This is a genomic window from Ruegeria sp. HKCCA5763 (assembly GCF_013034545.1).
In the GTDB taxonomy this organism is placed as follows: domain Bacteria; phylum Pseudomonadota; class Alphaproteobacteria; order Rhodobacterales; family Rhodobacteraceae; genus Ruegeria.
This window is the reverse complement of record NZ_WQGF01000007.1, coordinates 136,324-151,477: the sequence shown is the minus strand read 5'-3', so window position 1 is coordinate 151,477 and position 15,154 is coordinate 136,324. Positions and strand designations below refer to the sequence as shown.

The window sequence follows — 15,154 nt, the reverse complement described above, 5'->3', positions numbered from 1 at the left end:
ATGGCAAAAGAAATCAAAGATGCGTTCAGCCTCTTGAGCCTGATCGCTGCAACCGCCCTGCTGATTGGTGTGCATGCCTGGATTTATGTTCAGTAAGTCAAACCTAACCACGATTAATCTGATGAATGCAGATTGATTTGATTGGAACAGGTTGGCTGCGTGGCCGTCTGCGAATGAAAAAGGAGCCCGAAGCCCGGGCTCCTTTCTTTGTTTTTAGTTGAATCCATTACCGGCTGAGCAGCAGTTCCGGAAGCCAGAGCGACAATGACGGGACAAAGGTGGTCAGCATCAGCGTCGGCAACCAGGCGAACACGATGAAGATCAACGTTGGCCACAGCATCTTGGACACGGACGTGTCGCAAATCTGCGCACCGAGATAGAGCAACGGCGCCGTCGGAGGCGTGATGTTGGCCATACCAAGATTGACACCGATGATCGCAGCAAAGTGGATTGGATCGACACCTACACTTTGGGCAATCGGCAACAGGATTGGCGTGGCCAAGAGCAAGCCCGAGATATCGTCCATCAGCATGCCGATCAGGATCATGACCACGTTGATCATCAAAAGGATCACGATCGGATTGTCCGATACCGAGTAAACCATATCCTTGGCCAACTGAGGCGCACCCTGCGAGATCAGGTTGTCCGAAACGATCAGCACCATAAAGATCATGACCATGACCACACCGATCGTCACACCCGAAGTCTGGATGGTCTGAGCAAGCGTTTTCCAGGTTAGCCCACGATAGAAATAGATCGCAACCGGGATAGCATAGCATACCGCAATGCCTGCGGCCTCGGTCGGGGTCATGACCCCGCCATAGATTCCACCCAAGATAATGATGGGCATCAAGAGCGCTGGACCCGCCAGACGGCCCTGACCCAAGAGCGCGGGCATGAACGGATCTGGACGCTCCTTCAGTTGAATGTCGTCATACTTCCGCAACATGAACTGGTTGGTGACAATCAGAAGAGTTATCAGGATGATCGCCGGAATCACGGTTGACAGAAAACACTTGAGCACGTGCTGTTGCGCCACCCAGCCATAAAGAATGTGCGACGAGCTGGGCGGGATCAAAAGGCCCAAGGGTGCTGCACTGACGATAAGCGCCGCCGATTGCCCGCCAGGATAATTCGCCTTTTTCAGATGCGGCATCATGATACCGCCAATGCAGGTCAGTGTCGCATTCGCACTCCCCGAGATCGAGCCGAAGACCCCACAGGCCAGTACGGAGGCCGCATTCAGGCCGCCCTTTATGTGGCCGATGAACATCTCGGCCAGCGCCACAAGGGGGGCTGCGATTTTACCTTTTTCCATGATGCCGCCAGCGATCATGAAGAGTGGGATTGCCAACAGCACCAGCGAACGGATTCCAGTCGCACCGGTCGGCAGATAGCCGGTAATGGACTGATCCCCAACAATGGCAATAAAGATCAGAACCGATCCAAAGGCCACGTAGACGCTGACACCGAGCAGCAGCATTAGGCAGACGATAATCAGGCTTCCGGTGATAATCATTTGGCGGCTCCTTTCATCGTCTCAGACCGAAGGGGCAACCCAAGGCCTTTTCGGATGTGCACGTAGAGATACGCAGCGGTGAACATCGCCATGAAGCCGAAGGCACACATGATCGCAATGCGCCAGGTGACAAACGGAATGCGCAACACCGGGGTGGACCGTAGTCGCGGGAACGAGAAGTCGTCCAGCAGCGAAACATAGCAGGCGTAAAAGAGAAACAAGATAACCACGAGTTCAACCAGCAACACCACGAAGCTGCGCCACCAAATCAACCGTTGATTATGTATTACAATGCTGAGGATATCAGCGTTGATGTGCAGATTGCGGGCAGAAGCCAGAACGGCCCCGGCAAAAAAACCGACAATGGAGAAGGCCAAAAGCCATTCCTCATAGGCAAAAAGGTCGCCTCCAAAGCCGTATCTGATCACGACAACAGCGCCAAAGGTGAATGCCATCAAGAACCCGCAGAACATTACGAGCTGTCTACAAACGAACGCGATCACCTTCATAGGATACCCAATGATTGGCGGAAGTTCGTCTGTGATTTTTTGTGGTTTGCCCTCGTCTTCATCGCCGACGAACCGCGGCAAGCCGTCTTCGTCATTCGGCATATCTGTCCCCCCCATTTTGACATTTTTTTGAGGAATTAGCAAAAAAAAGGGCCGGCAAATATGCCGGCCCTTCCGTGGTCAGGTTATCAGTTCTTCGCCGCCAGCAAGCGATCGATCACGTCCTGGCCGACGCTTTGGGCCATCATAGGCCAGATGTTTTCCTGGATATGAGCGGCCATGGCAGCCTGCTCTTCGTCGCTCAGGCTCAGGATTGTGTAGCCCTTGTCGATAAGCTTCTGTCCAAAGGCCGCGTCATTGTCGCGGTTATACTGGAAGAAGTCATCCGAGGCCTTGGTCATCGCGGCCTGAAGCGCTGCACGCTGCTCATCGTTCAGCTTATCCAGCGTGCGCTGTGACGCGTAGAATGTGGTCAGTTCCGAGATCGAGTTGTACTCGACAAAGTGCGTACCAACATCCGACTGGGCGAAGATCGAGTAGGTTGCCGTCTTGGTGCAGCAGATTGCGCCATCAACGATACCTGACTGGATCGCGGGGAAGATATCACCCCACGCCATGGTCGTGGCCTGGTAACCAAGCGCTTCCACCATGGCTTTCACGGCGGGCGACGACCAAACACGAATGTTCATGCCTTTGTCGTCGAAGTTGTTCCAGTTGGTCGGTTCCTGCGTGGCCACGATACCCACAAACCCTTCGGGATTTTGGGCCATGACCCTCACGCCGTACTCGTCGGTGATTTCCTGCAAGATCTGATTATACTCAGAATCCATGTTGCGCATGATGTTGTCCATGTCGTCCCAGCCCCCTACAAGGAACGGCATCGACAGGAACTCCAGGCGCGGGTCGGTATCGGCATAGATAAAGGCCGCAGCCAGATCGATATTGCCCCGCGCAACATCTTCGAACAGCGCTTCGCCCGAACCAAGCTGGTTGGCTGGGAACACCTCGATTGTCAGGCCGACATCTGCCGCTGCAACATCTGCGGCGACCTGCTCCATCATCTTGGTACCTTGGTGATCAATTGGAAACACGCCGGCAAAGCGCAGCTTGACATCGTCAGCAATTGCGGCAGTCGACATCAGCGCGCTCATTGCACCAACCACGATGCCCGTGGTTAATTTCGCAAAGTTCATGGAATACTCTCCCTGTTGACGTTTGTTCGTTCAGATATTTTTGCTGACCTTAGCTGGTCAATCTGTCCGGCCAGCCTATGCAAACAAATCGCACAGTGCAATTTGATTCACGTCTGCTGGTTTTTTTGATTTTAGCCCTTCCTTCAGTTGATTTTTTTGAGTAACTCTTGGTTTCGCGGCTCGTGGTAACAAGGCTTTGCGTCATCATTGTCGGGAAAGCGCGATTGGTTGGCCGAGCTTTGCCGCAAGGGCGATATGCCTGTGCTTCGCGGCCAGGGTGGCATCCAGTGTATCGTTAAAGGCCATCATGTCTCATGTAGTCGCTGTAGTCGGTCCACGCGTTCGGCCTGCAATGTATCCCCTTGACTCATGCGGACCTGCCCTCGAAGCCGTCGAGGAAAGACTGCAGGTTTGTGCCCAATTCATTGCAGAGATACCCGCCTTCCTGCACAATCACGGTAGGCAGGTTGAGCGCTGCCAGCATCCTTGCCATCTTGGCAAATCCAGGTGTCGAAACCGCCAGACCACCAAAGGGGTCGCCTTCGAAGGCATCAAGTCCAAGGGCTATGACGATTGCACCGGGCGCGAAGTTCCTGACGACGTTCAAACCTTCGTTCAGACCCTTCATAAACCCGTCATCCCCGGTGCCACGTAAGAGCGGTATGTTCAAATTGTATCCGTGCCCCGCGCCTTCACCGACCTCATGAGCGTGACCCCAGAAGAATGGATAGAACCGCGCCGGGTCCGCGTGGATAGACAGGGTGAATACGTCGTTACGTTCGTAAAAGATGCCTTGCGTTCCGTTGCCGTGGTGCAGGTCAACATCGATGATCGCCACGCGGTCATGAGTTTGCCGTAGGTATTGTGCAGCAATAGCGCTGTTGTTGAGATAACAGAATCCGCCAGCTAGATCGCTAAAGCAATGATGCCCCGGCGGCCGGCAGAGCGCATAGGCCACGTTGTCCCCGTCCAATACTGCCTGGGTTGCGCTCACGGCGCAGTTTGCGGACCAGCGCGCTGCTTCCCAGGTGTGTGCACCGATAGGGCAGGACATGTCGGTGACGTGAAATCCTGCCTGACCGACTGCCGACAAGGGATAGCTGGCCGTGCGGCGATCCGGGTGGATATTCGGGAATATCTCGGGCGTGGCGTCGGGAATGCGCGCCCACCGTTCATAAACCGTCGACAGGAACTTCAGGTAGGCCGGAGTGTGTACTGCCGCGATCGGAGCTAGGCCATGATCAGTTGGGGCGTGCACAGCGTGACCGCCCGCCGCGACGCCTGCAAGTAGGCGCTCCAACCGCTCAGGTTTTTCGGGGTTGGGTTGCATAACTCCGTTAACCAGAAACCCGCTGGGATTATGCTGGCCCTGCTGTTTCTGGTCAGAAAAGACTTTCATGTGTCAGAACCCTACCTTGTCTGCCCCTTTAAGACCGAGCATCGCGCGCGTCTCGTCAGGTGTTGCGATCTCGTATCCCAGCTCCTCCAGAACCGACCGGATTTTAGTGACCTGTTGAGCGTTGCTGGTAGCAAGTTGCCCGCGTTCGATCATCAGGCTGTCTTCAAGACCAACACGCACATGCCCACCCAGGATGGCGCTCATAGTGCCCAGTGGCATCTGCTGTCGCCCTGCGGCAAGCGCCGAAAACTCGTAGGCGTCGCCCAACAATCGGTCAGCCGTTTCCTTCAAATACATCAGGCTGTGCGGGCTGGCGTCGATCCCGCCCAGTACACCCATCACAAATTGCAGAAAGACCGGTGGCACAATGCTCTTTTGCTTCAGATAGAACGCCAGCGTCTGAATGTGCCCCACATCGTAACATTCACATTCAAACCGCGCGCCACCAGCATCGCCCAGCATTCGAAACACGGTTTCTATGTCATGGAATGTATTCTTGAACACAGTGTCGCGTGTGTTCTCCAAAAAGGACTCTTCCCAATCATGGGTCCAATCGGAATAGCGATCCTTCATCGGGAAGAGGCCGAAATTTATGGAGCCCATGTTGAGCGAACACATCTCGGGCGCCAGTTCCACGGGGGCCGAAAGCCGCTGTTCCACACTCATCTGTGAGCTGCCGCCCGTGGTCAAGTTTATAACCGCGTCACTCGCGTCCTTGATCCTTGGCAGGAACTGGCGAAAGACATTGATATCCGCGCTTGGGCGGCCGGTGTCGGGGTCGCGCGCATGCAGGTGTAAAACAGATGCGCCAGCTTCTGCTGCCTCAATTGCAGACTTAGCTATTTCGTCAGGCGAAACCGGCAGGTGTGGGCTCATGGTCGGCGTGTGGATCGAGCCTGTCACGGCGCAAGTCAGGATAATTTTTTGCGCCATGGGTCAAACCTCCAATGCACATTCACGGGCAAAGTCCCGGAGACTGTCGTCGAGTATGTTCAGGATTTCGTTGATCTGCGCTTCGGTCGCGATCAAAGGCGGGCAAATCAGGAAATGATCGCCCTCAACACCGCCGCGAGTGCGGCGCGAATAAGTGATCAGGTTGCGCTCGTAGCAGATTTCCACGAACCGTTCATAGGCGTTCAGGTCCTTGGGCAATGGTGACATGGTGTCCCGATCCGAGACCATTTCAAAGGCGGTTAGCAGGCCTTTTCCCCGCACATCACCGATGAACGGGTGACGCGCCATGAGGTCCATGAGCCCCGCCATCAGGATTTCGCCCATGATCCGCGCATTGGTCATCAGGTCCAGCCGGTCGATTTCGTTCAGAACAGCCAACCCAGCGCTGCATGCGAGCGGGTTACCGGCATAAGTGTGGCCGTGGGCAAATCCGCCGCTGTCCAGCACGGTTTCAACCATCGCTTTGTCGGCGATCATGGCCCCCAACGGGGCATAGCCTGCGCCAAATCCCTTGGACAGGGCCACAAGATCGGGGCGGATGTTCCAGTGCTCCGAAGCCAGAAACGTACCAGTGCGTCCGACACCAGACATGACCTCGTCCATGATCAGCAGGACGCCAAATTCGTCGCAGATCTCGCGCACCCGCCCATAGTAGCTGTCGGGCGCAACCAGCGCCCCGGTAGATGCACCGCCCACCGGTTCCATGGCAAAAGCCAGAACCGTGTCGGGCCCTTGTGCAATGATCTCATCCCTTAGCATCTCGGCATATTTCAGACCACGATCGTGGTCGGACAGGTTGTCGCGGTCCAAATAGCAAGTGGGCGCAGGAATTTTCGGCATTTCCTTGAAAAGCGGCGCAAACGCGTTCGTCAGCGGCCCGTATCCGGTAATCGCCAGCGCGCCCAAGGTAGAACCGTGATAAGATGGAAAGCGCGAGATGACTTTCCACCGACTGGCTTGCCCATCAGCAACCGCCCATTGCCGCGCGAATTTCACGCAAGACTCCACGGCCTCGGACCCGCCAGAAACAAAAAAGACCTTGTCCAGGCCTGCCGGTGTGCGATCCGCGATGGCTGTGGCCAGGTCTTCTGCTGGGGCGTTCTCAAAATGTAGACGATAGGCAAAGGTTGCGCTGTCCATCTGCGCCTTCATTGCAGCCAGAACATTGGGATTTGAATGGCCAATATTGCTGACCATCGCCCCGGACGAACCATCAATATAAAGCTGGCCGTTCTTGCCCCAAATATAGATTCCTTCTGCGCGATCGACCTCGGGGCGGCGCGCGCGACTTTGATAGAAAAGGTTCGATGCCTTCACGGTTTTTCTTCTTTGACAGGTGTGGCGATGCAGGAGCGATACCCAACCTTGTGTTGGATTCTTTTATAGGGCAAATAGATAATGAGAATTAAGCATATTGATTGAATCAATGGATAACGCCGCTGAACAGGACAAATTGATCCGCGAGCTGGATTGGAATCTGCTTCGCACCTTTATGGTCATTGTTCAGGAAGGCAGCATCACCCTGGCGGCCCAGCGCCTGATGCGGCGACAACCTTCCGTCAGCCAAGCCCTGAAACGTCTTGAGACACGGCTTGGAATGCCGCTGATTGATCGCAGCCCATCGCATTTCCGCATCACACCAGCCGGGCAGACACTGTACCAGGAATGTCTGGACATGTTTGGAAGCCTGGCGCGGGCTATCCAAAGCGCACAGGGAACGGAAGACATCGTGACGGGTACCGTCAAACTCGCGCTTCTCAGTAGGATTGAAAGCGATTTTTTTGATGCGATACTGGCGGACTTTCATCGCCAATTCCCCGAAGTCAGCTTTGATATTGAGGTTATGTCCAGCAAAGCCGTCAGGCAGGCGGTTCTTGAAAAATCCGCGACACTTGGCGTCTGCTTGGTGCATGACACCCATCCAAGTCTGCAGCATGAGGTTCTTTATCGGTCCTACTTTGGGTTCTACTGTGGTCCCAGCTACCCATTGTTCGGGCAACGCGATCTGAAACTCGACGACTTGCGAGACCATTCGTCGGTTTCATTCCGGACAGACCAGCTTTGGGATGCGTTACGTCCGGTGGCGTTGCTGCGCGCGCAGCACAAGCTCGACAACAAAGTGATCGGTTACACTTCTGACCTGGGCGAGGCACAGCGGATGATCGGCGCGGGGCTCGGGTTTGGCCCTCTGCCTGTTCACATCGCCGAACGCTTCGTCAATCGCGGCGAACTGTGGCGTTTGCCACCTTATGAAAATGCGTTGGCAATTGATATTCATCTGGTGCACCACAAAAGCGCCCGCCTGAATCGCGCGGAAAAAGCACTGCTTGACATGTTTCGAAACCGGCTTGCATCGGTGCCGCTTGAACAGCGCAGCTACAATCCAACCGAAACAATCGAGCCAAGGATCCAAGAGGGGTAAGCCAAACAATGACATCAAGTGACACCCTGTCTCTGCTGGCTTGTCAGATCGAAATCCCCGCCACCAAGAGCGCCGCCGCGAGAGACAGACATCTTGCGGAAAGCGCCGCGAAAGTGCGAGATCAGCTCAGCCGCCGGAACGTGGACCTCGTGGTTTTGCCTGAGCTATCCAGTATCGATTATGCCCGCTCGGCCTTCGACCGGCTCAATGAGATCGCGGAACCCCTGGAAGGCGCTTCTTTTGAAAAATGGCGCGAGGTCGCCAAAGAATTCGGTGTCCATGTCACTTACAGTTTTGCACGCCGGGGGGCATTGGGGACGCATATTTCAATTGCGGTCGTCAACCCGGACGGTGCGCTGACCGGCTATTACGACAAGCTTCACCTTTGCCAATATGGCGCTTCGATGGAGAAGGAATATTTTGACGCTGGGGATCACATATTCACATTCAAAATCAATGGAATAACTATCTCTCCAATCATTTGCTACGATATCCGCATTCCCGAACTTGCCCGCACCCTGACACTAAGGCACGACGTCGATCTCATCCTGCATTGCGGGGCATATTATCGCGACGAGTCCTTCGAAACCTGGCACAATTTCGCCATGGCGCGCGCGATGGAAAATCAGATCTTTTTCTTGTCCCTTAACCGGGCCGGAGAAACCTGGGGCAATTCGATCTTCTGTTGGCCTTGGATGGATGAAAATATTCTGCCTGTGCGGTTTGCCGAAACAGCTGAAGATTTCCGTCACGTGACCATCAACAAGGGCCAGCTCTTACAAGCAAGAAAAGACTATACATTCCTCAAGGACCGACTGGCGGATTATGATGCACTGTGAAGGGTCAGACAGTCTTTTGTTGGCGGTTGCGAAACATAGGTTAGGTTTCGAATGACACAGGTTGCCATCTCTCCGGTGACGCTCGACAAAATAAACGATCTGGATTTTGCGCTAAGGGCGTTGTCGGCTGAAATGAACGACAGGCACGTCGCGAATGTTGACGTTTTGAAAGCTGCATTTGTTGGTAACCATCCGGCCTTCAATGCTTTGCTCGCCTACAATGAAGCCGAGGTCGTCGGCGCAATTGTTTGGACGCCAGTGTTTTCAACGACCAAGGGGGGTGGCGGCTTGTTTGTAAGTGATCTTTGGGTTTCCTCTTCGGCGCGAGGGCGAGGTATTGGAAACAAACTGTTGTCTCGTGCGGTTTTCGATGCGGACAAATCTTCAGGCGCGTGCTTCCTTAAACTGGCGGTCCATCGCACCAACCCTTCTGCTCTTGCCTACTACACCCATATCGGTTTCAGAGAAGAAACGGACATGAGGGCAATGATCCTCGAAGGTGCTCCTTTGCGGAGTTTAAAGAACTTCTGAAGGCGAATTGCGACGAAGTCGTCAAGTCGATCAACCAATTAAGGCTGTCGCGATGGTGGTTTTGGAAAGCTAAAGAGGGTGCGTCGCGTATCTTGCAAAAAGACACTTTTGCGCAATCGAACGACAAAATGAAGTTGGTTGTCAAAGCATGAATTTGATCCGAAGCGCCAATTGATTCACACTTTGTTAACAACTTTTGCCCGCGTTTCAGACGTTGCGCAAAATCCGATGATGAGCAGCCTTGGCGTCAAAACCGATTGCTGACGAGATCTTCGTCAAATCGGTAAAACACGGCGCGAAATTTCAAGAAAGTATACGTTCAACCACGCGCCGCCCGAATTCATGTGTCGGTCCTTCCCAATACGGACTGAGGCGACCGCCGTCATAGGCAGGCGACAGGCGCCCCTGCTGCAGCAGTTCGAGCATACCAAGATCCTCTCGGTTGAGATCATCCCACATTTGCATGAGTTCGGCCCTTGCGTTGGCATGGTCCTCTGACGTCGCAGCATCTCCGATCAGGAAAACATGCAGCTCTTCACGCGTTTTGTTCGGTGCAATTGGATAACTTACTAGAACTGTAAATTGGTCTGGGAAGACTTCGGCGGCGAAATGTGGGAAGCATAAGAACCAAAGACCGCGTTTGGCATCTTCTTGTGACAGATCGGGATAGTGCGGCAGACGATCACCGCGCCCTTCACCCAATTCAGGAAAGATGTAGTCGTTGTAGAATACGTGTTGGTCCCATTCACCCGACCACCGCACGTTCATCGGTGCAAACTTCAAAAGTTTGGGATGCACGGCAAAGACATGATAGCCCTCCATGTAATTCTCGTAGACCAACTTCCAATTGGCATTGACTTCGAAATCGATTTTCCCGGCCCAGCGGATCGATGTGAAATCATAACCCGGCGTACGTGCAAGCATCGGTTTCAACCAGTCCTCTAGCGGCTCTGCATCCCCTGAGATATTGACGAAAACACAGCCGTTCCAGACCTCGCACCGGACCTCTTGTAGATCGAGCTTGTCGCCACCTCCGTCTTTGAAGTGGTCCGTTATATCCGGTCCGTTGAAATGGGGCCGTGCTCGCAGCTTGCCGTTCAGACCATAAACCCAGGCATGATATGGGCAAGTCAGGGTTGATCTCTTGCAGGGTTCAGTGACAAGTTTTGCGCCGCGATGCCGGCACACATTGTGCATTGCGCGAATGGCTCCGTCCTGGTCGCGTAGGATGATCAGTGGCGCACCACCAATGTCGACCGGTTTCATGTCGCCGCGCTCGGGCAATTCCGCGTCAGCCCCCGCAAATACCCACGACCTGCGAAAGCAATGCTCCTGCTCCAATGCCAACCATTCTTTGGACCAATAGGCTGCATTTGGAAGGCCGCTGGCTTCCTCAATCGGGGCAAATGTCTGGACTAACCCTTCTTCACCCAGCAATGCCTTAACCTTTTTGAGGATCGGTGTATCGGGGAACTGGCCACTCATGAGGCCTCCATTCGGATAATTCTTGCGCAACTGGGAAAATTATGCACGGTAAATTTTCATGATCGTCAAGAAAAAACTTCAAACACGCAATCAAGAGTCGCTCAATAAGTTGGGTGAAGACTTACGCGCCCTGCGCAAAGCACAGAACATGACCCTGAACGACCTGTCTGAAACTTCGGGGCGCTCGGTTTCGTTTCTGTCAAAGATTGAACGCGGTCTGGCCCGACCCTCAGTCACGGCGCTGCAGGAGGTCGCCGAAGCACTTGGAGTACCTGTCGGATGGTTCTTTGAGACCGATGGCCCAGCTCCCGCCGAAGAACGCCCCTTTGTCGTGCGCGCCGACAGGCGTCGCAAGCTGACCTATTCCGGGCTTTCAGGGACAGACTATATGGGGTTCGAAGATCACTTGCTGTCCGCCAGCCTTGACCGACAGCTGGCGATGGGCATTTCCACCTATGAGCCCGGAGGCAGCACCGGCGACGACCTCTATACCCATGAAGGGGAAGAGGCCGGGATGGTGCTGAAGGGTGAAATCGAACTGACCTTGGATAGCCAGGTCTTTCGCCTTCAGGCTGGTGATAGCTTTAGCTTTTCCGCTGACATCCCACACCGTTACCACAATCCCGGCAAAGTCGAGGCCCAGGTCGTCTGGGCCAACACTCCCGTTACCATGAAAAGACAATAGATGACTGAACACACGCGTGTTGTTGTAATCGGTGGCGGCAATATGGGGGCGAGCGTCCTGTACCATCTGGCAAAAGAAGGATGGACAGACGTTGTTCTTGTTGAAAAGGCCGAGCTGACATCGGGGGCCACTTGGCATGCGGCGGGGCTGGTCAGCCGAATGACGGCGGGCCGTGCGTTGGGGATCTGTCACGATTATGCGGTGGATCTGTATAAAACCATCGAGGCTAAGACCGAGCAAGGCGTCAGCTGGCACAATTGCGGGTCCTTGCGCGTGGCCGCAACCGAGGATCACCGTGCCTGGCTGATGCACACGCGTGACGCGGTACTGGCCCGCGGGCAGGAGTGTCGCTGGGTTACTCCCGAAGAAATCGCCAAGCTGAACCCGATCTATGACACGTCGCATATCATCGGCGGGATTTGTACGCCCGATGACGGCCATGTTGACCCATCCGGCACCTGTCAGGCCATGGCCAAGGGCGCGCGGATGCGCGGGGCCAAGGTGCTGCGCCGCAACCGTGTGACAGATGTACGGCAGATGCCGTCGGGCGAATGGAAAGTGGCGACAGAACAGGGCGATATCCTGTGCGAGCATGTGGTCAATGCAGGCGGTTATCACGCCCGCCAGATCGGTGCCTTCAGCGGGCTGGACCTGCCGATCGTGTCGATGCAGCACCACTATGTGGTCACCGATGCGGTGCCCGAGTTCGAGGCGATGGGGCATGAAATCCCCGTCACCCGCGATGATTACTTCACCGGCTATCTGCGCCGCGAACAGGGTGGGGCGCTGATCGGGCTTTATGACACCCATGATGCGCTGGCCAAATGGCGCGATGGCTGCCCCTGGGACAGCGAGAACGAACTGTTTGAACCCGACTATGACCGTATTATGCCGTGGTTGGAGAAATGCTTTGAACGCTATCCCTGCCTGATGGAGCGCGGCATCAAACGCATCGTCAATGGCGCAATCACATATACACCTGACGGGCACCCGTTGGTCGGGCCTGCGCCGGGCTTGCGCAATCATTGGCTGGCCTGCGGTGCGACCGTGGGCATTGCCTGGGGGCCGGGACTGGGCCGGGCGCTGGCGCAATGGATGGTGCATGGCACGGCCGATATCTCGATGCGCGGGTTTGATCCGCGTCGGTTCCATTCGCGCGTTGATAAAGATTACACCTATCAGCGCTGCCGCGAAAATTACATGACGCGCCTGTCGTTGCCTTATCCACAGTTGCAATATGAAACCTGCCGCGAGATCCGAACCTCTGGCGTGCATGACAGAACCAAGGCGCTGAACGCGGTGTTTGAGGAAGCGGGCGGATGGGAACGCCCGCGGGTCTATGGCAAACCGGAATGGGATGGCAAAGAACCGCAATCATGGAAGCGTGGCCCGTCGTGGGAGGCTGCGCTGGCCGAGGCGCTTGCGGTGCATGAAAGCGTCGGCATTGGCGACTTCTCGGCCTTTTCCAAGTTCGAAATCACCGGACCCGAGGCCGAGGCCTATCTGAACCGCCTTTGTGCGAACAGAATGCCGAAAAAGGTGGGCGGCACGTGCCTGACCCTTTTGCTGAATGAACGAGGCACGATTGAGGGCGAGGCAACGATTGCCCGGCTGGCCGAAGATCGGTTCTGGTTCGTCACCGGCGGCCCCTCAGAGCGCCGGGTCTGGGACTGGATCACGGTTCATCAGCGCGGGTCCGAAGACGTGACGGTCAGGAACCTGTCCGATGACTGGGGTATCCTGACCGTGGCCGGACCCAAGGCGCGCGCGGTGCTGGGTCAGCTCAGCGATGCGTTTCTGGAAAACTCCGATTTCAGGTGGCTCAAGGCGCGCGAAATCGCTGTGGCGGGCATCCCGCTGATCGCGATGCGCCTGTCATTCTCGGGCGAACTGGCGTGGGAACTGCACGCAAACTTGGACCAACTTGGCGAGCTTTGGGATGCGGTTTGGGACGCGGGCAAACCCCATGGCATGGTCCCGTTTGGATCGAAGGCGGTGGAAATGATGCGCATGGAAAAGGCCTATCGCGGTGGGCATGAACTGGCCAATGACACCAGTCCCGTGCACACCGACCAGATGCGCTTTGTGAAATTCGACAAAGAGTTCATAGGCAAAGACGCGCTGCGCAACCTCGCCGAAACCGGCAGCAGTTCGGTTATTGCGTATCTCGACATTGAGCTGGTGGACACAGACGTGCTGGGCGGCGAGGCGGTTTATTTGGATGGCGAGAAAGTAGGGTCGGTTTCCTCAGGCGGGTTCGGCCCGGTAACTGGTCGCAATCTGGCCTTTGCCTTTGTCAAACCAAAGGCAGCGAACCCCGGTACGGCGCTGGAGGTGATCGTATTTGGCCAGATGTGCAAAGCCAAAGTGCTGGCCGATGCGGTGTTCGATCCGAAAAACGAAAGGTTGAAGGTATGAACACTCCTACTGACTTTGGCAAAGCGATACTGCCAGCGCCCGAAATCGATTGGACCAAACTGAACGATTACCGCATGGGCCGCATCCGCGAGGCCATGGCCGAACGGGACGTGGAACTGGCTGTCATTACCAACCCGCTGACCATGCGCTATGCGGTGAATTACCATGAATACATGCAGTTCCAGGCGCGTATCCCGCTGATGATGCTGTTTGTCTTTGCCGACGGCCCGGTGGTCTTCAGCGGCGCGTTCATCAAGGATCTGGACCATGTCACGGAATACATCCCAATGTTCGGGCTTGCGCCATTCCTTGCGGGCTTTGATCAGGTGGAGAATACGCGCAAATTCGTAGACTTCGTCCGCGGCCGTTTGGCCGGCAAAGGGCGTTGCCGTGTGGCGCTTGACCGTTTGGACGCCTCTGCTGTTCAGGGCTTGATGCAGGCCGGGTTCGAGGTCGTCGACGCGCCCGGTTTTCTGGAAAAGGCCCGCTCGATCAAATCAGAGGAAGAAATTACGCTGTGCCGCTATGCAATCGAAGTGGCGCAGCTGGGTATCGCCCGGATGCGCGAAGCCTTCCAGCCCGACATTTCGGAAAACGAGCTGTGGAGCATCCTGAGCCAGGTCAACATCGCCCATGGCGGCCTGTGGTCCGAAGCCCGCATGTTGGCCTCGGGCGAGCGGACAAACCCCTGGCTGCAAGAGGCAGGCGAACGCCGCGTTCAAAAAGGAGAGCTGATGGGCTTTGACACCGATATGGTCGGCCCTTTTGGCTATATGTCCGACATTTCGCGCACTTGGTACTGCGGCGAAGGGAAGGCGCCAAACGCATTCCGAGACCTCTACAAACGCGCTCTGGACGAAATCGAACACAACAAGGCCAATGTGCGACCCGGTGTGTCGTTCAAAGAACTGGTGGACAAGAGCTTCCGCCACCCTGAAGAATTCCACGCGCACCGCTATCCGTGCATCATGCACGGTGTGGGGATGTGCGATGAATACCCCTATGTTCCCTACCCGCAGGACTGGGACGACATTGGCTATGACGGGATCATAGAGGAAAACATGATGATCTGCGTTGAGGGGTATGTTGGATCAGATCGAGGCGGCAGCGGCGTCAAGATCGAGCATCAGTTTCTGGTTACCGCGACAGGTCTCGAACAGCTCGACAGCTATCCTTACGACGAAAACCTGTTGAATTAAT

The 15,154-nt window shown here is 55.5% G+C and carries 13 protein-coding genes; 6 read left to right on the top strand and 7 right to left on the bottom strand.

What is annotated here, in order from left to right; genetic code table 11:
- Nucleotides 1-226 precede the first annotated feature (226 nt).
- The 6 genes from GOV89_RS13490 to GOV89_RS13465 form a co-directional block, all read right to left on the bottom strand.
- Nucleotides 227-1,519, bottom strand: coding sequence for a TRAP transporter large permease (locus GOV89_RS13490; RefSeq protein WP_171181766.1), 1,293 nt, complete (start codon nucleotides 1,517-1,519; stop codon nucleotides 227-229).
- On the bottom strand, nucleotides 1,516-2,130 hold the full coding sequence (locus tag GOV89_RS13485; RefSeq protein WP_171238423.1) for a TRAP transporter small permease: 615 nt from the start codon (nucleotides 2,128-2,130) through the stop codon (nucleotides 1,516-1,518). Before GOV89_RS13485 ends, GOV89_RS13490 begins: the two co-directional genes overlap by 4 nt.
- Nucleotides 2,131-2,216: 86 nt before the next feature.
- Nucleotides 2,217-3,221: a TRAP transporter substrate-binding protein DctP gene (gene dctP, locus GOV89_RS13480; protein WP_171238422.1), complete on the bottom strand. Its 1,005-nt coding sequence runs from the start codon at nucleotides 3,219-3,221 to the stop codon at nucleotides 2,217-2,219.
- Between the two features lie 367 nt (nucleotides 3,222-3,588).
- Nucleotides 3,589-4,620: a histone deacetylase family protein gene (locus tag GOV89_RS13475; RefSeq protein ID WP_171238421.1), complete on the bottom strand. Its 1,032-nt coding sequence runs from the start codon at nucleotides 4,618-4,620 to the stop codon at nucleotides 3,589-3,591.
- 3 nt (nucleotides 4,621-4,623) lie between these two features.
- Nucleotides 4,624-5,553 (bottom strand): 3-keto-5-aminohexanoate cleavage protein, encoded by a 930-nt coding sequence (locus GOV89_RS13470; RefSeq protein ID WP_171238420.1) that lies wholly within the window; start codon nucleotides 5,551-5,553, stop codon nucleotides 4,624-4,626.
- Nucleotides 5,554-5,556: 3 nt separating this feature from the next.
- On the bottom strand, nucleotides 5,557-6,891 hold the full coding sequence (locus GOV89_RS13465; protein ID WP_371810642.1) for an aspartate aminotransferase family protein: 1,335 nt from the start codon (nucleotides 6,889-6,891) through the stop codon (nucleotides 5,557-5,559).
- A gap of 109 nt (nucleotides 6,892-7,000) precedes the next feature.
- On the opposite strand from GOV89_RS13465, the gene GOV89_RS13460 reads away from it, so the two are divergent.
- The 3 genes from GOV89_RS13460 to GOV89_RS13450 are packed head-to-tail and all read left to right on the top strand — an operon-like array spanning nucleotide 7,001 to nucleotide 9,366.
- The gene (locus tag GOV89_RS13460) at nucleotides 7,001-7,996 is read left to right on the top strand and encodes a LysR family transcriptional regulator (RefSeq protein WP_171238419.1); all 996 of its coding nucleotides are present in this window, start codon (nucleotides 7,001-7,003) and stop codon (nucleotides 7,994-7,996) included.
- A gap of 8 nt (nucleotides 7,997-8,004) precedes the next feature.
- Nucleotides 8,005-8,835, top strand: coding sequence for a carbon-nitrogen hydrolase family protein (locus GOV89_RS13455; protein ID WP_171238418.1), 831 nt, complete (start codon nucleotides 8,005-8,007; stop codon nucleotides 8,833-8,835).
- Between the two features lie 51 nt (nucleotides 8,836-8,886).
- Nucleotides 8,887-9,366 (top strand): N-acetyltransferase, encoded by a 480-nt coding sequence (locus tag GOV89_RS13450; protein ID WP_171238417.1) that lies wholly within the window; start codon nucleotides 8,887-8,889, stop codon nucleotides 9,364-9,366.
- 303 nt (nucleotides 9,367-9,669) lie between these two features.
- Here GOV89_RS13450 and GOV89_RS13445 read toward each other — a convergent pair whose 3' ends face one another.
- Nucleotides 9,670-10,851, bottom strand: a complete 1,182-nt coding sequence (locus tag GOV89_RS13445; protein WP_171238416.1) for an aromatic ring-hydroxylating dioxygenase subunit alpha — start codon at nucleotides 10,849-10,851, stop codon at nucleotides 9,670-9,672.
- Nucleotides 10,852-10,909: 58 nt separating this feature from the next.
- On the opposite strand from GOV89_RS13445, the gene GOV89_RS13440 reads away from it, so the two are divergent.
- The 3 genes from GOV89_RS13440 to GOV89_RS13430 are packed head-to-tail and all read left to right on the top strand — an operon-like array spanning nucleotide 10,910 to nucleotide 15,153.
- On the top strand, nucleotides 10,910-11,536 hold the full coding sequence (locus tag GOV89_RS13440) for a cupin domain-containing protein (protein ID WP_171238415.1): 627 nt from the start codon (nucleotides 10,910-10,912) through the stop codon (nucleotides 11,534-11,536).
- Complete coding sequence (locus GOV89_RS13435) at nucleotides 11,537-13,954, top strand: FAD-dependent oxidoreductase (protein ID WP_171238414.1); 2,418 nt, start codon at nucleotides 11,537-11,539, stop codon at nucleotides 13,952-13,954.
- Nucleotides 13,951-15,153, top strand: a complete 1,203-nt coding sequence (locus tag GOV89_RS13430; RefSeq protein ID WP_171238413.1) for a Xaa-Pro peptidase family protein — start codon at nucleotides 13,951-13,953, stop codon at nucleotides 15,151-15,153. The genes GOV89_RS13435 and GOV89_RS13430 overlap by 4 nt, the downstream gene beginning before the upstream one ends.
- Nucleotide 15,154 lies beyond the last annotated feature (1 nt).